Origin of the sequence: Pseudonocardia nantongensis, assembly GCF_046546495.1 — a bacterium.
GTDB classification, from domain to species: domain Bacteria; phylum Actinomycetota; class Actinomycetes; order Mycobacteriales; family Pseudonocardiaceae; genus Pseudonocardia; species Pseudonocardia nantongensis.
Window position 1 is genome coordinate 76461 of sequence record NZ_JBKGXT010000023.1, and the last position, 17564, is coordinate 94024.

Genomic DNA, 17564 nt, shown 5'->3' on the forward strand with positions numbered 1-17564 from the left:
GCGACGAGACCGAGATCACCCGGTTCGCGAGCCGCGGTCTTCGGCGCTCGCCCGGGTCCGGATCGTCCGGTTGACCGCGCGGCCGAAGGCCGCGACGACCCCCTGCACCGTGATCGGCTTGAGCCGGGAGAACCCGGCCGCGAGCCGGCTGCGCTCGTCGGCCGGGCGCCCGCGGTCCCGGTAGGGCTGCAGCACCCGGTCCTGGAACAGCACCATCAGGTCCTCGGCCAGTGCCGTGGTGTGCCGCTCGATCAGCGCGTGCGCCTGCTGCCACAGCTCCGGGGTCAGCCCGGAGTCGAGCGCCTCCAGGGCCGACCCCAGTGCGATCGCGCCGTGCAGCCGGACCGCGGCCGGGGCGCCGTCGGGCAGCCGGGTCAGGGCGCCCAAGCTCTCCAGGCAGGCGACGTCGTCGTCGGACAGCGGGCGGCCCGCGCGCCGGTCCAATTCGGATCGGCTCAGCTCCTCGCCGCGCTCCGGGACCCACGGGGTCAGCAGTGCCCGCTGCAGGGCCAGCTCCTCGGGGGCGACGTCGTGCGGGATCCGCTCCAGCTGCCGCTCGATCGCGGCCAGCGTGAAGCCCAGCCCGGTCAGCTCGCTGATCAGCTCCAGCCGGGCCCGGTGCCCGGTGTCGTAGAGGCCGGTGCGCCCGCGCAGCCGCGGGGCCGGGATCAGGCCCTTGCCGGCGTAGAAGCGGATGGTGCGCACCGAGACGCCGGTCCGCTCGGCCAGCTGGTCGACGGTCAGCAGCTGCCCGTCGGGCGTGGTCTCGGGGGGCGACGCGGCGGACATGGCCAGCAGGCTACGTGCGCACGGCGGGATGTGACAGTCTTGATGTGGCATCGGTGCTGTCACATCATCGGTTCGATGCCTTGACCCACGTGACAGCACTGCTGTAACAAAAGCTACCAGCAAGTAGCAGGCGTCGGCGCCGTGCCGCGCCTCGCGTTGGGAGACCCAGCGCCCGACCACCCACGAGAGGTTCGGATGAGCGAGATCCCCGAGGCCTACATCTACGATGCGATCCGCACACCGCGCGGCCGGGGCAAGGCCTCCGGTTCGCTGCACGAGGTCAAGCCGATCTCCCTGGTGGTCGGTCTGATCGACGAGATCCGCACGCGCAACCCCGAGCTGGACCCGGCCGTCGTCGACGACCTGGTGCTGGGCGTCGTCTCCCCGCTGGGCGACCAGGGTGGCGACATCGCCAAGACGGCGGCCATCGCCGCCGGGCTGCCGGACACCGTTGCCGGGGTCCAGCTCAACCGGTTCTGCGCGTCCGGCCTGGAGGCGGTCAACACCGCCACCCAGAAGGTGCGCTCCGGCATGGAGGAGATGGTGCTCGCCGGCGGCGTCGAGGCGATGAGCCGGGTGCCGATGGGCTCCGACGGCGGCGCATGGGCGATGGACCCGGACACCGCCTACGAGACCGGCTTCGTGCCGCAGGGCATCGGTGCCGACCTGATCGCCACCCTCGAGGGCTTCTCCCGGACCGACGTCGACACCTTCGCCGTCGAGTCGCAGACCCGCGCCGCGAAGGCGTGGGCCGACGGCCGGTTCGCGAACTCGGTGATCCCGGTCAAGGACCGCAACGGGATGACCGTGCTGGACCGCGACGAGCACATCCGGGCCGGTGCGACGGTCGACGCGCTGGGCGGGCTCAAGCCGTCCTTCGAGATGATGGGCAACGACGGCGGGTTCGACGCGGTGGCGCTGCAGCAGTACCATTGGGTCGAGAAGATCGACCACGTGCACCACGCGGGCAACTCGTCCGGCATCGTCGACGGTGCCGCGCTGACGCTGATCGGCACCGAGGCCGCCGGGAAGGCGAACGGCCTGACCCCGCGGGCCCGGATCGTGTCCACCGCACTGTCCGGCGCCGACCCGACGATCATGCTGACCGGTCCGGCGCCCGCCTCGAAGAAGGCACTGGCCAAGGCCGGCCTGACGGTCGACGACATCGACCTGTTCGAGATCAACGAGGCGTTCGCCGCGGTAGCCCTGCGCTACATGCGCGACATGGGCATCTCGCACGAGCAGACCAACGTCAACGGTGGCGCCATCGCGATGGGCCACCCGCTCGGCGCCACCGGCGCGATGATCCTCGGCACCCTGGCCGACGAGCTCGAACGCCGCGACCTGCGCCGTGGCCTCGCCACGCTGTGCGTGGGCGGCGGCATGGGCATCGCCACCGTCGTCGAGCGCGTCTGAGCCCCTCTCCCGGACTTCGGAAGGAACACACAGTGAGTGAGCAGAAGGCCGTCCGCTGGGAGAAGGACGCGGACGGGATCGCGATCGTCACCCTCGACGACCCGGGACGCAGTGCCAACACCATGAACGACCGCTACAAGGCGGCCATGGGCGAGGTCGTCGACGAGCTCGTCGCGGCGCGCGACGACATCACCGGCGTGATCGTCACGTCGGCGAAGAAGACCTTCTTCGCCGGCGGCGACCTGCAGCAGCTCTCGGCCGCCGGGCCGGACGACGCGCCGCAGGTGTTCGAGAACGTCACCGAGGTCAAGGCACAGCTGCGCAAGCTGGAGACCCTCGGCAAGCCGGTGGTGGCCGCGATGGCGGGCACCGCGCTCGGCGGCGGGCTGGAGATCGGCCTGGCCTGTCACCACCGGGTCGGGCTCGACGCCAAGGGCGTCGTCTACGGCCTGCCGGAGGTCACCCTGGGCCTGCTGCCCGGGGGCGGCGGCGTCACCCGCATCACCCGGCTGCTGGGCATCGCGAACGGCTTCATGAACGTCCTCGCGCAGGGCCAGCGGCACAAGCCCGCCAAGGCGCTCGAGACCGGGATCATCGACGAGCTGGCCACCTCCCCGGAGGAGGTGCTGTCCAAGGCCAAGGAGTGGATCAAGGCGAACCCGGAGGCGGCGCAGCCCTGGGACCGGCCGAAGTACAAGATCCCCGGCGGCACCCCGGCGAGCCCGTCGCTGGCCTCGATGCTGCCGGCGTTCCCGGCGAACCTGCGCAAGCAGCTCAAGGGTGCGCCGATGCCGGCGCCGCGCAACATCCTGGCCGCGGCCGTCGAGGGCACCCAGGTCGACTTCGACACCGCGCTGCGGATCGAGAGCCGCTACTTCGCCGAGCTCGTCACCGGCCAGGTCTCGAAGAACATGACCAAGGCGTTCTTCTTCGACCTGAACGCGATCAACGGCGGCAAGTCCCGCCCGGACGGCCCGGCCCAGTGGGCGCCGACCAAGGTCGCCGTCCTCGGCGCCGGGATGATGGGCGCGGGCATCGCCTACGTCTGCGCCCAGTCCGGCTGGGAGGTCGTGGTCAAGGACGTCTCGCGCGAGGCCGCCGACAAGGGCAAGGCCTACTCGCAGGGCCTGGTCGAGAAGGGCGTCCAGCGCGGCAAGGTCACCCAGGAGAAGGGTGACGCGCTGCTGGGCCGGATCACCCCGACCGACGACTACGCCGACCTCGCCGGCTGCGACGCCGTCATCGAGGCCGTGTTCGAGTCCGTCGAGCTCAAGCAGGAGGTGTTCCGGGAGGCGGCGAAGTACATCAACACCGACGCGCTGCTCTGCTCGAACACCTCGACGCTGCCGATCACCGAACTCGCCAAGGGCGTGGACCGGCCGGACGACTTCATCGGCCTGCACTTCTTCTCGCCGGTCGACAAGATGCCGCTGGTCGAGATCATCAAGGGGGAGCGGACGAACGACGCGGCGCTGGCCAAGGCGTTCGACCTGACCCTGGGGATCAAGAAGACCCCGATCGTCGTCAACGACTCGCGCGGGTTCTTCACCAGCCGGGTGATCGGCACCTTCATCAACGAGGGCGTCGCGATGATCGCCGAGGGCATCGACCCGCAGACGATCGAGCAGGCGTCGTCGCAGGCCGGCTACCCGGCCCCGGTGCTGCAGCTGATGGACGAGCTGACCCTGACGCTGCCGCGCAAGATCCGCGAGGAGACCCGCAAGGGCGCCGAGGCCGCCGGCGGGACGTGGACCCCGCACCCGTCGGACGCGGTGATCGACCGGATGCTCGACGAGTACGACCGCAAGGGCAAGAGCTCGGGCGCCGGGTTCTACGTCTACGAGAACGGCAAGCGTGCCGGCTTGTGGCCGGGCCTGCGGTCGGAGTTCGGGGCGACCAACCACGACGTCGACCTGCACGAGTTGTCCGAGCGGATGCTGTTCATCGAGTCGATCGAGACCGTCAAGTGCGTCGACGAGGGTGTGCTGGAGACCGTCGCCGACGCCAACATCGGCTCGATCTTCGGTATCGGCTTCCCGGCCTGGACCGGTGGCGTGCTGCAGTACATCGAGGGCTACCCCGGCGGCACGGCGGGTTTCGTGGCCCGCGCCGACCAGCTCGCCGAGCGCTACGGCGAGCGGTTCGCGGTCCCGCAGAGCCTGCGGGATCGCGCCGCGAAGGGGGAGACGGCCACCGCGGCTGCCTGACACCCCCCCTCCGCGACACCGAGGCCCCGCCGGCACCTGGCCGGCGGGGCCTCGTGCGTGTGTCAGCGGGGCACGGTCGGCTGCAGCGTCGCCTCGACCAGCGCCTGGGTCCGCAGGTGCGTGCCGTCCTGGTAGGCGGGGTCGCGGACCATGTCGGAGAACGCGCGGCGGCTCGGGTAGGAGACCAGCAGCACGGCGTCCCACTCCTGTCCCGGCTCGGCGACCACCGGCGCCAGCCCGCGCCCGAAGTAGAGGACCTCCGCCCCGTACTCGGCGGCGGTCTCCCGGAAGTGGGCCGCGTACTCGTCGTAGCGGGCCTCGCCGTCCTCGGCGAACCGCAGCAGGTTGAGCATCACGATCGGTTGGTCGGGGTCCTCGGCGAGGAAGGCCTTCATGTCCGCACCGGTGGGGTTCACAGCCATCCGGCGAGTCTACGTTCGATCATGTCGCCGGATCCGGTGCGAGCAGCTCGCGCCGGTCGTCGGGGCCGGGCATGCACTATGGAGTGCGTGACGCAGTGGGTGTTCGACATCGTGGATCGGCTCGGGGCCGCCGGGATCGGTTTACTGATCTTCCTGGAGAACGTGGTCCCGCCGATCCCGTCGGAGGTGATCCTCCCGCTGGGTGGCTTCCGTGCGCAGACCGGGATGATGGATCCGGTCGCGGTGTGGGTGGCGGCCACGGCCGGTGCGGTGGCCGGGGCGCTGATGCTCTACGCGCTCGGGTCGTGGCTCGGTTACGACCGGGTGCACGCACTCGCCGGGCGCCGCTGGTTCGTCCTGTCCAGCCAGAAGGACCTGGAGAAGGGGTACGAGCTGTTCGACCGGTACGGCAACTGGTTCGTGCTCGGCGGCCGGTGCGTGCCGATCGTCCGGAGCCTGATCTCGATCCCGGCCGGCATCGCCGGGATGCCGCTGACCCGGTTCGCCCTGCTGTCCACGCTCGGCAGCGGTGTCTGGAACGCGATCTTCGTGTCCCTCGGCTACGCGCTCGGCGAGCGCTGGGAGCTCATCGAGGGCTACATGTCCCCGATCAGCAAGGTCGTGCTGGTGCTCGGCGTCGTCGCCGTCGGCTGGCTGGTGTGGCGGCGGATACGCCAGCGTCGCCGGATCGCCGCGTCGCGCCCGGACACCACCGGGACGCGCTGAACGGACCGGACCGGGTGCCCTGCGTACCGGCTCGGTGAGACCCGATCCGCACCCGCGCCCGGCCGGTCGTCCGCCGGTGTCGCTGTGCGAACCTGGTCGGCAGGTGCTAGACGATCCGAGCCGGTGGGGGGTGCACGTGCGTCTCGTCGGGATCCACCACACCTACCCGTCCGGGACGGCCGCGGTGCGGGGCGTCGACCTGGACGTCGACCCGGCCGCACCGACCGTGCTGCGCGGCGCGAACGGCGCCGGGAAGTCCACCCTGCTGCGGATCGCCGCCGGGGCCGAGACGCCGAGTGCCGGCCGGGTCGTCAAACGGCCCGCGGTCGTCGGGTACCTGCCGGACCGCTTCCCCGCCCTGCTGCGGCTGCCGCCGCGGCGCTGGCTCGACCACCTCGCGCGGGTCCGCGGCCTCGACCCGGACGACGTCGCCGACACCGGTGACGAGTTGCTCGAGGAGCTCGGCTACGACGGCGCCGAGGGCGAGCCGATGTCCGAGCTCTCCAAGGGGAACGCGCAGAAGCTCGGGCTGGTGCAGGCGCTGGCCTGCGACCCCGGCCTGCTCGTGCTCGACGAGCCCTGGTCGGGCCTGGACGACGACGCGGCCGACGCGCTGACCGCCCGGCTCGCTGCGCGGCACGGGCTCACCCTGCTCACCGACCACTCCGGCACCGCAGCGTCGCTGCCCGGGGCCCGGCTGCACCGGTTGCGCGGGGGCCGGATCGCGTCCGGGGCCGACCCGGACTCGGTGCCACTGCCCGCGGCGCCCCCACCGGGTGCCGTGCTCCGGCTGGACCTGGCCTGTGCGGGCGACCCCGGCCCGCTGCTGGAGAGGCTTCCCCCGGCGCACGTCGAGACGGCCGGACCGGGCCGGCTGGTCGTCCGGGTACCCGCACCGGAGAGCGACGCCTGGCTGGCCGCGGCGCTCGCCGTCGGCTGCGCGGTCCGCTCGGTGCGCCCGCTGCGGCCGGCCGACGAACGGCGCGGACCACGGAGTGAGGCGGGATCGGCGTGGTGACCCGGGCCCGGTCGGCGCTCGCCGTGGCCCTGCTGCTCGGCGAGGACGTCGCGCGCTCCGAGCGCTTCATCGCGCCCGCCGTGCTCTACGTGGGGGCGCTCGCGATCCTGTTCGGCGGCGCGCCGGGACCGCTGCCCGGTCCGTGGGCGGCCAGCGCGCTGCTGCTCTACCCGGTCGGTGCCTGGCTGGCGCACGCGGTGGCCGAGACCGAGGACGACGTCGCCCGCACCGTCACGCTCTCGGCCGCCGGCGGCCCGCTGCCGGTCGCGGCCGGCGTACTGATCGCCGCGACGGCGGGGACCGCCGCGCTCGGGATGCTCGCCACCGTGTGGGGGGTGATCGCGGCCTGGGGCACGGCGACCACCGGCGGGTTGCTCGACGGGCTGCTCGCCCACCTGGCGTGCGGGATCACCGGCGCGGCCGTCGGGTCGGTGTTCGCCCGGCCGGTGTTCCGCCGGCAGGGCGTGGCGCTGATGTGCGCGCTGGTCTTCCTGGTCGTGACCGGGACGCGGGCCTGGCTGCCCCCGGTCGGGACGGCGGCGTCGTCGCTGGGGACCGGGCGGTTCGGCGTCGGACCGTTCGGGGACCTGCTGCTGGCGCTGCTGCTCGCGGTCGCCGCAGTCGCGTTCGTGGTGCGCGCCGAGCAGGGCGGCCTCGAGGCCTGGCGGGCCCGGTGGGCCGCGCTCGTCGCGCGCCTCCGTCGCGACTGACCCGCCCGACGCTCCCACGGACGCGCCTCCGCCACGAGGACGCGCGACACCGCAGGACGCGCGCTCGCGCGTCCTTCCGGATCGGCGCGCCGGTGGCGGGGCTCAGCAGGGCAGGCCGGCGAGGAGGCCGAGCCGGGTGGTCGTCGCCTGGAACAGGACGTCCCGGTTCTCGACGGTGTTCTCAAACTGACCGAACAGCTCGAACGAGACGTGCCCGAACACGCCGGTCCAGGCCGTCACCCCGGCGGCCAGCGTCGCGTCCGGCAGGTCGTCGGGGGCCTCCAGGACCGCGCGCAGCCGTCCGGTGTCGCCGGCCGACGCGACGGGGCCGGCGGGTGTCGCCAGCCGGCCCGCGGCGTGCGCGTCGACCAGGATGCCGAGCATCGGCAGCACCACCCGCCCGGCCGCCGGGATGGTGTCGGCGGGGGCCCGGTAGCCGGGTACCGGAGAGCCGTAGATCAGCGCGTACTCGTGCGGGTGGGCCAGGGCCCAGTCCCGCACGGCCCCGGTCACCGCGCGCCAGCGGCCCGGGTGGTCGGCCGGGTCCGCGGCGGCGTCCGCGGCCGCGACGGCGTCGCCGAGTGCGCCGTAACTCTGCACGATCAGCGCGGTGAGCAGGTCGTCGCGGGTCGGGAAGTAGCGGTGCAGCGCCGACGACACCATCCCGAGGTCGCGGGACACCGCGCGCATGGACAGCGCCGCGGCCCCGGTCTCGGCCAGCTGCCGCCGGGCCGACGCGGTGATCTCGGCGACGAGCTCGGCGCGGGCGCGCTCGCGGGCGGTGCGGGAGGCGTTCATCCGAGCAGGGTAGGTCACCGGACCGGAACGGAATCAGCGGAACGATTGGAGATCGCTGCTTCTTGTTCGGTCGGGTCGGCACCGGGCTCAGCGCGGGTACAGCGGGCCGGTCGCCGCGAGCGTCGCCTCCCAGCCCGGCATGGGCCCGCCGGACAGCACGGCGGCGAGCCGGTCCAGGTACCAGTGCCAGCCCGGCCCGGCGTCGGCCGGGGAGAACCCGTCGGCGAGCACCTGCCGGAACTCGAGCACCGTGCCGCCCCCGGGCGCGTCCCGGTCGGCGGCGAGCTCCGCCGTGATCTCCCACGGCGGGCCGGCGTCGGGGACACCGATCGTCACGGCCAGCCGGTGCGGCGGCACGCAGTCGACGATCCGCACGGCCTCCGGTGGCCCGCCGCCGTCCTCGGCGCTGGTCATCGTGAGCATGACGGTGCCACCGGGACGCGCGTCGCCGGTCCAGCGACCGAACCAGCGGGCGCACCGGTCCGGGTCGGTGACCGCGGCCCACACGTCGTCGACCCGGTCCGGGAACTCCCGGCGGAACGCCAGCTCGGAGCGTCCGTCCGGGCGGCGCACGACCGCGCCCGCCGGGCCGGTCACGATTCCGCCCCGACGTCCCCGTCGGTACCGGAGTGCACCCGGCGGCGTACCGCGTCCAGGGTGTCGAGCAGATCGTTCACTGTGGATCCTTCCGGGACGGGGCGCGGGTGCGGCGCCCACGGGCGAGTTCGGTACCGAGTGCGTCCAGTCGCTGCGACCAGAAGCCGCGCAACCGGGTCAGCCACTGCTCGGCGCCATCCACACCGGACGGATCGACGGCGTAGATGCGCCGGGTCCCCTCCGCGCGGACGGTGGCGAAGCCGTTCTCCCGCAACACCTTCAGTTGCTGGGAGACGGCAGGTTGGGAGATCCCGAACTCGGCTCGGAGGGCCTCGGCGATCTCGCCGGCGGGGTGTTCGCCGCCGGCCAGCAGCTCGAGGATCCGGCGCCGGACGGGATCGCCCAGGACGTCGAACGCGTGCACGGCCATAATTTACGCACTAACTTATATAAGTCAAGACAGAATAATACCCGGACTGGACGTCGAGGTTCGTTGCTTCTATGGTTCGTTACATGAGTAATGAACCACAGCGCTACGGGACCGGCAGGTCGCCGTGATGGACGACGACCGCCCGCTGTTCGCGCAGATCGCCGAGGCCATCGCCTCGGCGGTGGTGGACGGGACCTACCCGGAGGAGACCCAGGTGCCGTCCAGCAACGAGCTCGCCGGGTTCCACCGGATCAACCCGGCGACCGCGGCCAAGGGCCTGAACCAGCTGGCCAGCGAGGGTGTCCTCTACAAGAGACGGGGGATCGGGATGTTCGTGGCCGAGGGGGCGCGGACCCGGTTGCTGGAGAGCCGGCGCGACGACTTCGCCCGGCAGTACATCGCTCCGCTGGTCACCGAGGCCCGCAAGATCGGGATCGACCCGGAGCAGCTCAAGAAGATGATCGACGTCTGGGGGGAGGAGCGATGAGCACCGTCGTCGCGATGCACGGGGTGACCAAGCGGTACGGCGATCTCGCCGCGCTGGACGAGGTCAGCTTCGAGCTGGAGGAGGGCCGGATCCACGGCCTGCTCGGCCGCAACGGAGCGGGCAAGACGACCGCGATGCAGATCCTCACCGCGCAGAACTTCGCCACCTCGGGCAGCGCCGAGATCTTCGGTGAGCGACCGTACGAGAACGCGCGAGTGCTCGCTCGCACCTGTTTCATCCGCGAGTCGCTGAAGTACCCGGACTCCTACAAGGTCGAGCACGCGCTGCGGGCCGCCGCGAGCGTCTTCCCGAACTGGGACCAGGCGTTCGCCGATCAGCTGGTCGGCGAGTTCGGGCTGCCGTCGAACCGGTCCTGCAAGAAGCTCTCCCGCGGCCAGCAGTCCGCGGTCGGAGTGATCATCGGTCTGGCCTCGCGGGCGCCGCTGACCTTCTTCGACGAGCCGTACCTGGGTCTCGACGCCGTCGCCCGGCAGCTGTTCTACGACCGGCTGCTCGCGGACTACGCCGTGCACCCGCGGACCGTGGTGCTGTCCACGCACCTGATCGACGAGGTCTCCGACCTGATCGAGCACGTGGTGCTGATCGACCACGGGCGGGTGCTGATCGACGAGGACGCCGAAGCCCTGCGCGGCCGGGCGGTCACCGTCACCGGCCCGGTCGAGGCCGTCGAGCGGTTCGCCGCCGGGCACACCGAGCTGCACCGCGAGCAGCTGGGCGGATTCCTGCGGGTCACCCTGTCCGGCGCCGCCCCGGAGCCGACCGAGCCGAACCTGCAGTTCGAGCCGGTCTCGCTGCAGCAGCTCGTCGTCCGCACCACCCAGCAGCAGTCCGGAGTCCTGGCCGACCGGGAGGTCCTGTCATGACCGCCGCCACCCTGGACCGGAACCGGTCCACCACGACGGGGAACCGGGTGCTCGCCGTCATCCGGATGAACGGGGTCGACGCCGTCGGCCGGATCGGCGGATCCTGGCTGATCCTCACCGCGATCTTCGCGGTGAACCTGGTGATCTGGTGGGCGATCCGGGCCAACGTCGACGACGCCGGTGACGGCGCCACCGGCGCGTTGTCCGCGCTGTTCTTCATCATCGGCTCCACCTACCTGATCGTGATGACCCAGGTGATGCCGTTCGCGCTGAGCCTGGGCATCACCCGCCGGCACTTCTACGCCGGGGTGTCGGTGCTGGTGGCGGTCGAGACGCTGTTCCACGCGGTCGTGCTGACCGCGCTGCTGGGGATCGAGCGGGCGACCGGCGGCTGGGGGATCGGGACGGGCTTCTTCTCCATGTCGTTCATGCCGGAGCAGAACCCGCTGCTGCAGGTGCTGACCTACTGGAGCCCGCTGGTGGCGATCGGGTTCGTGTTCGTCGCGATCGGTGCGATCTTCCGGCGCTGGGGCCAGTTCGGTGTGTGGACGGCGGTGGTCGCGGCGTTGCTGGTGATCGGCGCGATCGTGTTCGCGCTGACCTGGCAGAGCGCGTGGCCGGCCTTCGGCCGGTTCTTCGTCGACACCCCGATCCCGCTGCTGCTGGGCATCTACCCACTGGGCCTCGCGGTCGTCGCGGCGGCCGGTGGCTTCCTCGTGGTGCGGCGCGCCCACGCCTGACCCACGACCCGGGAGGGGAGCCCGGGCACCCGGCCGCGGTCCGGCATCCACTGGGGGGTGGTGCCGGACCGCGGTCGTGTCCGCCCGGTCAGCGGCCGGGATCGGCGAGCAGCACGCCGGCCCGGTCCCGGCTGCCGTCCCGGGCGGCCAGCGCCTGCTCGGCCCGGCGCCAGGCGTCCCGGTACGGCGCGTGGAGCGGCCAGTCCGGGCGCGCCCGCAACCGCACCTCCCGGACATCGGGCGGGGCGTCCACCCAGATCGCCAGCGACGTCACCGGGGCCAGCGCGGCGGCGCCGGCACCGCACCCCTCCAGCACGACGACGGCCGCCGGCGGGCGCGTGCGCCGCGGGCCGGGCCGGTCGTGCTCCCAGTCCCAGGACGTCCAGCACAACGTCCGCCCGTCGGTCAGCGGGTCGCCGATCCCGTCCCGGGCGAGCTGCGGCACCCGGGCCAGGCCGTCCCAGCCGGGGCAGAGGTCCTCGATCTCCAGCAGCGGTGCGTCCAGCCGGTGCGCCAGCTCCGTCGCCCGGGAGGACTTCCCGGCCCCGGAGAACCCGTCGACGGTGACCAGCCGGTTCCCGGCCGGTCCGGCGGGCGCGGCCAGGACCGTCCGGGCGGCCCGCCGCTCCCAGCCGGGACGGACCGGCAGCGTCACCGGGTTCAGGGCCGGACCACCACCTTGACCTGCGCCAGGTCGGGTTCCAGCGCGTCGGCGACGTGGTCGAGGTCGACGTGCCCGGTCACCAGCCGGTCCAGGTCGACCGCGCCGGACGCTGCCAGCCGCACCGCCGTCGGCCAGGTACCGGCGTAGCGGAAGGTGCCGGTCAGCGTGATCTCCCGGGACTGCAGCGCGGCGACCGGCAGGGTCATCTCGTCGGCGCCCATCCCGACCAGCACCGCGCGCCCACCGGGGCGGACCGCGGCCAGGCCGGCGAGCACCGCCGGCGATGCGCCGGAGCAGTCCAGGAAGGCGTCCACGTCGGTGCTCGACGGGTCGTCGGCCGTCGGGTCGAGCACCGCCGTCGCGCCGTTCGCGCGGGCCGCCTCCCGGCGTCCCGGATCCGGGTCGGACACCAGGATCTCGGACGCACCCTGCACCGCGGCGACCTGCGCGACCAGCAGCCCGATCGGCCCGGCCCCCGCGACGAGCACCCGGGAACCGGCGCCGGTGCCGGCCTTGCGGTGCGCCCACAACGCCACCGAGAGCGGCTCGAGCAGCGCCGCCGCGTCGTCCGAGACGTGCTCGGGGACCGGATGCGCGAAGTCGTCGGCGATCGTCACGTACTCGGCGAACGCGCCGTCCGCCGGCGGTGTCGCGAAGAACACGACGTCCGGGCAGAGGTTGTAGGCGCCGGTGTGGCAGTGCCGGCAGCGTCGGCACGGCACCCCGGGCTCCAGGGACACCCGCTCGTCGATCCGGGCCGGGTCCACGCTCGGCCCGACCGCCACGATCCGCCCGGCCGGCTCGTGCCCGAGCACCAGCGGTGCTCGGACCACGAACGACCCGATCCGGCCGTGCCGGAAGTAGTGCACGTCCGAGCCGCAGGTGCCGACCGCGTGCACCCGGACCAGGACCTCGCGCGGGCCCGGCCGGGGGACCGCGCGTTGCTGCACCTCCAGCTCACCGGCGGTCCGCAGCACGCTGCATCGCATCGATTCGGGGATCTCGGCGCTCGCGGTCACGGTGTCGACGGTGGCACGCGGTCACGGGGGCGGCAACGCAGGCGGTGCCGGAGCCCGGTGATCGACGATCCGGCGGTCGGTCCGGCCACCGGTGACCGGGTCGGCCACCGGATCGTCGATCACCGTTCGCGCGAACCCGCTCGCCGGGCGCCGAGGGGCCGTCACGGCCGCGATCCGCACCGGCGATCATGCTGTCGGCCGGGCGTGCTCGGTGGACACCGGGCCCGGCCGACCGATTGACTGAGCGCGGTCGTGGTTCGCGGCCGGACGAGGAGAAGGGCGCCGATGGGCTCGGGCATCGAACGACCGGCGGTCACCGGCTTCCACCATGTGTCGGCCGCCGTGACCGACGTGGAGTGCAGCGCCACCTGGTACCAGCGGGTTCTCGGGTTGCAGCGGCTGCCGATGACGTTCCCGCACCACGACTCGGGCGGCGGCGACCCGGAGAAGGCCGCGCTGCTGCTCGACTCCGCGACCGGCGTCATGATCGAGCTGCACGCGCCGGCCGGGGGCGACCCCGGGATCCTGCGGGGGGCGCTGGACCACCTGGCGTTCGGCGTCGACCGTCGGGACACCCTGGACCGGTGGGCGGCGTGGCTGGACACGCTCGCGGTGCCGCACGACGGCGTCGTCGACCGGACGGACCCGACCGGTTACGCGACGCTGGAGTTCCGCGATCCGGACGGGATCACGCTGGAGTTCATCCACTTCCCCGGCCGGGTCTGAGCAGGTCCCGCCCGGCGGGCTCAGGCATCGACGCAGACCAGGCACCACGGGCGGTCCTCTGCCCGGGTCATGACGACCGTCGCGCGGCGCGATCCGGCACCGCGCAGCTTGCGGGCCAGCGCGTCGACGTCCCCGGCCAGCCCGCGGCGGCGCACGTCGACTGCGCCGACGTCGAGCGAGCGCAGCAGCGACGGCAACCGCTTCTGGTTCCACGGCCGTGAGTCGATGACCTGCATGGTCCGGGCGAACGGCGTCGGTGCCGGACGGTCGTCGCAGGTCAGGAACGCGATCCGGGGGTCGATCCGGGTGCCGCCGGTCCGCGCGGCCAGCTCGGACACCAGGCCGGCGCGGGTCACGGCCGGGTTCGGGTCCAGCAGCCACCCCCCGGGGCCGTTCACCGGGACGCCGGTGTCGCCGTCCGCCGGATCCGGTTCCCCGGCCAGGCTGTGCGCCGTGCCGTCCGGGTCAAGGACGCTGGCCCGGGTCCTGGCGCCGGCCAGTCCCGGGGACCAGGCGGCGGCCTCCTTCAGCTCCCGGCCCAGGGCCAGGAACTCCAGCTCCCAGCCGGCGGGCACGAGCGCGTGGTCGATCCCGGGTGCGGCCTTGATCCCGACGGCGTCCACCCGCCCGGCCAGCGCCAGACACCACTCCAGCGGCGGCTCGGACTCGCCGGTCCGCATCCGCCCCCCGGACGAGCGCCGCGCCGGATCCACGAACACGCCGTCGACACCGGTCAGGTCGGCATCCCGGACGTCGGCCTGCACGGTCCCGGCCCGGTGGCCGTGTGCGGCGGCGTTGCGCCCGGCCATCCACAGGTGCACCGGGTCCCGGTCGACGCCGACGACGTCGTGCCCGGCGGCCAGCGACACCAGGTCCCCGCCGATCCCGCAGCACAGGTCGGTCAGCCGCCCGCGGCCGGCGTAGCGGCTGGCGCGGTGCCGTGCGATCACCTCGGACGACGCCTGCTCCAGCCCGTCGCGGGTGAACCACATGTCGCCGGCGCGGGCGAACTTGGTCGACGCCCGGTCCCGCAGCCCGGCCTGGGTCATCGCGTCCGCGACCAGGTCGGCCGGGTACTCGCGGCGCAGCGCGGACCCGAGCCGGAGCGCCGCGTCGCCACTCAGGTCCGTGCCGGCCAGCCGGCCGAGCAGGGCGGCGCCCTCGGGTCCGGCCAGCCGTTCCAGTCGCGCCAGGTCCTCGTCCGCGCCGCTCGGGTCACTGCCGTCCGCCACGCCGCCCAGCCTGCCGGGTCGCCGCGGCGACCCGGCGCGGGGTCCGGCCGGGGGGCCACCTCACGCCTCCCCACCGTCCCGGCAGGCCCGGCAGCCCCGGACGACGGGCAGGGCGGGGACGGCGGGGCGGCACCCGGTGACCGGATCGCGCGACCCGGGGACGCCCGGCCGGGTGGGTTCGCCGCACCGTCGGGTGGCGTGCGTGGTCGGTGCGTGCGGAGCGCGCATAGCGTCCGCGATATCGGACAGACCGGACACGGACGGGGACGGACCAGCGCCATGAGACGCGGACTGGCACGACGCACGGTGATCGGTGGAACGGCAGTGATCACGGCGGGCGTGCTCGCCTTCTCCGGCAGCGCCACCGCGCCGGCCGAGGGGACGACGACACCCGCGGGTCCGGTGTCCACCGCGCCGGCGGGGGACGGCCTCGCAACCGCGGCCGGCGACCCGGCGCCCGGGGGAGCCCCGGCGCCCACCCCGCCCACCCCGCCCACCCCGCCCGAGCCGCCTGTCGGTGACCGAACGGATGACCAGGCTGCCGACGACCCGGCCCCTGATCCGCCGGCGCCCGATCCGCCCGCGCCAGATCCGGTCGGGGCGGAACCCGACCCGGCCGCGGGTGCTGCCGATCCGGCCGCGGGTGCTGCCGCTCCGGGTCCGGCGGCTCCGGGATTGACCGAGCCGGACCCCGCCGAGCCGAGCCCCACCGGTCCGGAACCCGCCGAGCCGCGTTCCGCGGAACCGAGCGGCACCGGGCCGGGTGCCGTCGAGCCGGGCCCGGTCGCCCCGGACGTCACCGGTCCGGGCGCCGCTGACCCGCGTTCCGCGGAACCGGGCGCCGCTGACCCGCGTTCCGCGGAACCGAGCGGCACTGAACCGCGTTCCGCGGAACCGGGCGGCGGCGACCCCGACGCCGGCACAGCGGCCGAGCGGTACGGCTGGGGGATGCCTCTGCCTGCGTCGGACGAGTTCGACTACACCGGCCCGCCCGACCCGGCCCGCTGGAACACCCCGGGCGAGTGCTGGCCCGGCCACGACGGCAACGGTGGCCGCTGTGCGAGCCGGACGACGATCGAGGACGGGAAGCTGGTGCAGACCGGCCTCGCGAACGGCGACTCGGGTTGGGTCGCCTCGACGTTCAACCAGCAGTACGGCCGCTGGGAGGCCCGGGTCCGCTCGACGCCGACCGGCCCGGACAACGGCCGGCAGTACCACCCGCTGCTGATCATCTGGCCGGAGTCGGACCGCTGGCCACAGGATGGCGAGTACGACTTCCTGGAGAACGGCGCACCCGGCGAGGACTGCGCGGAGGCGTTCATCCACTACCCGCACGGCCGGGGCCCGGTGCAGCAGGAGTTCGTCCGGGAGTCCGACTGCGGCGCCCCGCTGACCGAGTGGCACAACGTCGCGGTCGAGTGGACGCCCGAGGAGATCACGGGCTTCATCGACGGGCGGGAGTGGTTCCGCTTCTCCGGCGGTGCGCAGGGCAACCGCCGCGACATCCAGGCCATGCCCAGCGGGCACCTGACGATCCAGCTGGACAACTTCTTCGGCGGCGACATGCAACCCGCCCGGTACGAGGTGGACTGGGTCCGGATCTACCCGCTGGACGGGAGCGACCCCGCCCCGGACCCCGCCGGAGAACCCGCGGCGGAGCCCACCGAGGAACCCGTCCCGGACCCCGCCGAGGAATGACACGGAGATCCCGTTGCGGGACCGCGCCGGAGCGCGACCCCGCAACGGGGGCCGGACGGGTCAGTCCGCGGCGACGCCCATCGCAGCGGCCAGGCGCAGGTGCGGCGCGGCCTCGTCTCGCCGGGAGCGGCGCTGCAGCGTGCGACCGAGCAGCAGGTGCGCGTAGCCGTCGGCCGGGGTGTGTGCCAGCAGGTCGCGCAGGGTCCGCTCGGCGCGCTCCAGCTGTGCCGAGTGGTAGTACGCGCGGGCCAGCAGCAGCCGGACCGCACCGGCGTCCGGCTGCTCGCCGGCCAGGGACTCCAGCTCCCGGGCGGCCGCGATGTGGTCGCCGGTGTCGAAGAGGTAGCTCGCCCGCTCCCACCGGTCGGCCGGCGTCGCCGGCCCGCCCGTCAGCCAGCTCAGGGTGGTCGTGGTCATCGGTCCGGCCTCCCCTCCCGGGTCCGGTCACGCCGGATCCGGTTGATATGTCATCTACATTCGGCACAACCGGATCCGGACGGCGGTTGTTCCCCGGGGCCGCGGCCGCCGGAGGTTGTGACGCGCCCGACCAGGGTCGCGTCGCCGCAGGTCGCCGAGACGCGACACTCCCTTGCACGGCGACGTCTCAGCGCCGTCACAGGAGTCGTGAGCACCATGGGAACCATGACGACGCGACCGGACCTGGCGACCTGGGTGGGCGAGTGGGACCGGCTGGCCGCATCCGCCGACCTGGCAGTGGACCCCCGGTTCGGAGCGGCCCGCCTGCTGCTCACCGTCGGCGGTACCCCGCAGGGGCAGGTCACCGTCCCGCTCCGGGGCGGCCGGGCGAACGCCGCCGACATCGAGGCCGCGGCGGCCACCCTCGGCCCGGTCGACGACGTCGCCCCCGCGCCGGTGGCGGCCGACCCGATCACCGTGGTGATCGCGACCCGCAACCGCGCCGACTCGCTGACCCGCTGCCTGCGCGCCGTGCTGGCCTCCGACCACCCCGCCCTCTCGGTCATCGTCGTCGACAACGACCC

The 17564-nt window shown here is 73.7% G+C and carries 21 protein-coding genes; 11 read left to right on the forward strand and 10 right to left on the reverse strand.

Going from position 1 to position 17564, the window contains the following annotated elements; all coding sequences use genetic code 11:
• Positions 1 to 15: 15 nt before the first annotated feature.
• The gene (locus tag ACLFMI_RS22235; RefSeq protein ID WP_410949869.1) at positions 16 to 789 is read right to left on the reverse strand and encodes a MerR family transcriptional regulator; all 774 of its coding nucleotides are present in this window, start codon (positions 787 to 789) and stop codon (positions 16 to 18) included.
• 195 nt (positions 790 to 984) lie between these two features.
• On the opposite strand from ACLFMI_RS22235, the gene ACLFMI_RS22240 reads away from it, so the two are divergent.
• Complete coding sequence (locus ACLFMI_RS22240; protein WP_410949870.1) at positions 985 to 2205, forward strand: acetyl-CoA C-acetyltransferase; 1221 nt, start codon at positions 985 to 987, stop codon at positions 2203 to 2205.
• Positions 2206 to 2237: 32 nt separating this feature from the next.
• Positions 2238 to 4412 carry a 3-hydroxyacyl-CoA dehydrogenase NAD-binding domain-containing protein gene (locus ACLFMI_RS22245; RefSeq protein ID WP_410949871.1) on the forward strand — a complete coding sequence of 725 codons (2175 nt, stop codon included), beginning with the start codon at positions 2238 to 2240 and terminating at the stop codon, positions 4410 to 4412.
• 62 nt (positions 4413 to 4474) lie between these two features.
• Here ACLFMI_RS22245 and ACLFMI_RS22250 read toward each other — a convergent pair whose 3' ends face one another.
• Positions 4475 to 4834 carry a DUF1330 domain-containing protein gene (locus ACLFMI_RS22250; protein ID WP_410949872.1) on the reverse strand — a complete coding sequence of 120 codons (360 nt, stop codon included), beginning with the start codon at positions 4832 to 4834 and terminating at the stop codon, positions 4475 to 4477.
• An 87-nt stretch (positions 4835 to 4921) separates the two neighbouring features.
• On the opposite strand from ACLFMI_RS22250, the gene ACLFMI_RS22255 reads away from it, so the two are divergent.
• From ACLFMI_RS22255 to ACLFMI_RS22265, 3 genes are all read left to right on the forward strand, one after another.
• Positions 4922 to 5560: a DedA family protein gene (locus ACLFMI_RS22255; RefSeq protein ID WP_410949873.1), complete on the forward strand. Its 639-nt coding sequence runs from the start codon at positions 4922 to 4924 to the stop codon at positions 5558 to 5560.
• Between the two features lie 130 nt (positions 5561 to 5690).
• Positions 5691 to 6578: an ATP-binding cassette domain-containing protein gene (locus ACLFMI_RS22260; protein ID WP_410949874.1), complete on the forward strand. Its 888-nt coding sequence runs from the start codon at positions 5691 to 5693 to the stop codon at positions 6576 to 6578.
• Positions 6575 to 7288: a hypothetical protein gene (locus ACLFMI_RS22265; protein ID WP_410949875.1), complete on the forward strand. Its 714-nt coding sequence runs from the start codon at positions 6575 to 6577 to the stop codon at positions 7286 to 7288. The genes ACLFMI_RS22260 and ACLFMI_RS22265 overlap by 4 nt, the downstream gene beginning before the upstream one ends.
• A gap of 102 nt (positions 7289 to 7390) precedes the next feature.
• Here the strand turns inward: ACLFMI_RS22265 and ACLFMI_RS22270 are convergent, their stop codons facing one another.
• The 3 genes from ACLFMI_RS22270 to ACLFMI_RS22280 all read right to left on the reverse strand — a co-directional run bounded on the left by ACLFMI_RS22270 (position 7391) and on the right by ACLFMI_RS22280 (position 9107).
• Positions 7391 to 8086 carry a TetR/AcrR family transcriptional regulator gene (locus ACLFMI_RS22270; protein WP_410949876.1) on the reverse strand — a complete coding sequence of 232 codons (696 nt, stop codon included), beginning with the start codon at positions 8084 to 8086 and terminating at the stop codon, positions 7391 to 7393.
• 87 nt (positions 8087 to 8173) lie between these two features.
• The gene (locus ACLFMI_RS22275; RefSeq protein ID WP_410949877.1) at positions 8174 to 8683 is read right to left on the reverse strand and encodes an SRPBCC family protein; all 510 of its coding nucleotides are present in this window, start codon (positions 8681 to 8683) and stop codon (positions 8174 to 8176) included.
• 76 nt (positions 8684 to 8759) lie between these two features.
• Entirely contained in the window at positions 8760 to 9107 is a 348-nt protein-coding gene (locus ACLFMI_RS22280) for an ArsR/SmtB family transcription factor (RefSeq protein ID WP_410949878.1), read from the reverse strand.
• Between the two features lie 133 nt (positions 9108 to 9240).
• On the opposite strand from ACLFMI_RS22280, the gene ACLFMI_RS22285 reads away from it, so the two are divergent.
• The 3 genes from ACLFMI_RS22285 to ACLFMI_RS22295 are packed head-to-tail and all read left to right on the forward strand — an operon-like array spanning position 9241 to position 11224.
• The gene (locus ACLFMI_RS22285; RefSeq protein WP_410949879.1) at positions 9241 to 9600 is read left to right on the forward strand and encodes a GntR family transcriptional regulator; all 360 of its coding nucleotides are present in this window, start codon (positions 9241 to 9243) and stop codon (positions 9598 to 9600) included.
• On the forward strand, positions 9597 to 10484 hold the full coding sequence (locus ACLFMI_RS22290; protein ID WP_410949880.1) for an ABC transporter ATP-binding protein: 888 nt from the start codon (positions 9597 to 9599) through the stop codon (positions 10482 to 10484). Before ACLFMI_RS22285 ends, ACLFMI_RS22290 begins: the two co-directional genes overlap by 4 nt.
• Positions 10481 to 11224 (forward strand): hypothetical protein, encoded by a 744-nt coding sequence (locus tag ACLFMI_RS22295; RefSeq protein ID WP_410949881.1) that lies wholly within the window; start codon positions 10481 to 10483, stop codon positions 11222 to 11224. The genes ACLFMI_RS22290 and ACLFMI_RS22295 overlap by 4 nt, the downstream gene beginning before the upstream one ends.
• An 88-nt stretch (positions 11225 to 11312) precedes the next feature.
• Here ACLFMI_RS22295 and ACLFMI_RS22300 read toward each other — a convergent pair whose 3' ends face one another.
• On the reverse strand, positions 11313 to 11879 hold the full coding sequence (locus ACLFMI_RS22300) for a nucleoside/nucleotide kinase family protein (protein WP_410949882.1): 567 nt from the start codon (positions 11877 to 11879) through the stop codon (positions 11313 to 11315).
• A 5-nt stretch (positions 11880 to 11884) separates the two neighbouring features.
• Entirely contained in the window at positions 11885 to 12907 is a 1023-nt protein-coding gene (locus ACLFMI_RS22305; protein ID WP_410949883.1) for an NAD(P)-dependent alcohol dehydrogenase, read from the reverse strand.
• Between the two features lie 285 nt (positions 12908 to 13192).
• On the opposite strand from ACLFMI_RS22305, the gene ACLFMI_RS22310 reads away from it, so the two are divergent.
• Positions 13193 to 13633: a VOC family protein gene (locus ACLFMI_RS22310; RefSeq protein WP_410949884.1), complete on the forward strand. Its 441-nt coding sequence runs from the start codon at positions 13193 to 13195 to the stop codon at positions 13631 to 13633.
• Between the two features lie 20 nt (positions 13634 to 13653).
• On the opposite strand, the gene ACLFMI_RS22315 is transcribed toward ACLFMI_RS22310, so the two are convergent.
• A complete protein-coding gene (locus ACLFMI_RS22315) occupies positions 13654 to 14865 on the reverse strand; it encodes a class I SAM-dependent methyltransferase (RefSeq protein WP_410949885.1) in 1212 nt (403 codons plus the stop codon).
• A gap of 60 nt (positions 14866 to 14925) precedes the next feature.
• Complete coding sequence (locus tag ACLFMI_RS22320; protein ID WP_410949886.1) at positions 14926 to 15903, reverse strand: pentapeptide repeat-containing protein; 978 nt, start codon at positions 15901 to 15903, stop codon at positions 14926 to 14928.
• Between ACLFMI_RS22320 and ACLFMI_RS22325 the strand changes: the two genes are divergently transcribed.
• Positions 15814 to 16563 carry a glycoside hydrolase family 16 protein gene (locus ACLFMI_RS22325; RefSeq protein WP_410949887.1) on the forward strand — a complete coding sequence of 250 codons (750 nt, stop codon included), beginning with the start codon at positions 15814 to 15816 and terminating at the stop codon, positions 16561 to 16563. The genes ACLFMI_RS22320 and ACLFMI_RS22325 overlap by 90 nt on opposite strands.
• A gap of 60 nt (positions 16564 to 16623) precedes the next feature.
• Here the strand turns inward: ACLFMI_RS22325 and ACLFMI_RS22330 are convergent, their stop codons facing one another.
• A complete protein-coding gene (locus tag ACLFMI_RS22330; protein ID WP_410949888.1) occupies positions 16624 to 16980 on the reverse strand; it encodes a tetratricopeptide repeat protein in 357 nt (118 codons plus the stop codon).
• A gap of 225 nt (positions 16981 to 17205) precedes the next feature.
• Between ACLFMI_RS22330 and ACLFMI_RS22335 the strand changes: the two genes are divergently transcribed.
• Positions 17206 to 17564 (forward strand): glycosyltransferase family 2 protein (locus ACLFMI_RS22335; RefSeq protein ID WP_410949889.1); only part of this gene is annotated, 359 nt, incomplete at its 3' end.

Bases quoted from the DNA above. Each gene is read 5' to 3' on its own strand.
- ACLFMI_RS22235 (WP_410949869.1), bottom strand. From the start codon at position 789: ATGTCCGCCGCGTCGCCCCCCGAGACCACGCCCGACGGGCAGCTGCTG.
- ACLFMI_RS22240 (WP_410949870.1), top strand. From the start codon at position 985: ATGAGCGAGATCCCCGAGGCCTACATCTACGATGCGATCCGCACACCG.
- ACLFMI_RS22250 (WP_410949872.1), bottom strand. From the start codon at position 4,834: ATGGCTGTGAACCCCACCGGTGCGGACATGAAGGCCTTCCTCGCCGAG.
- ACLFMI_RS22270 (WP_410949876.1), bottom strand. From the start codon at position 8,086: ATGAACGCCTCCCGCACCGCCCGCGAGCGCGCCCGCGCCGAGCTCGTC.
- ACLFMI_RS22285 (WP_410949879.1), top strand. From the start codon at position 9,241: ATGGACGACGACCGCCCGCTGTTCGCGCAGATCGCCGAGGCCATCGCC.
- ACLFMI_RS22290 (WP_410949880.1), top strand. From the start codon at position 9,597: ATGAGCACCGTCGTCGCGATGCACGGGGTGACCAAGCGGTACGGCGAT.
- ACLFMI_RS22295 (WP_410949881.1), top strand. From the start codon at position 10,481: ATGACCGCCGCCACCCTGGACCGGAACCGGTCCACCACGACGGGGAAC.
- ACLFMI_RS22310 (WP_410949884.1), top strand. From the start codon at position 13,193: ATGGGCTCGGGCATCGAACGACCGGCGGTCACCGGCTTCCACCATGTG.
- ACLFMI_RS22325 (WP_410949887.1), top strand. From the start codon at position 15,814: ATGCCTCTGCCTGCGTCGGACGAGTTCGACTACACCGGCCCGCCCGAC.
- ACLFMI_RS22330 (WP_410949888.1), bottom strand. From the start codon at position 16,980: ATGACCACGACCACCCTGAGCTGGCTGACGGGCGGGCCGGCGACGCCG.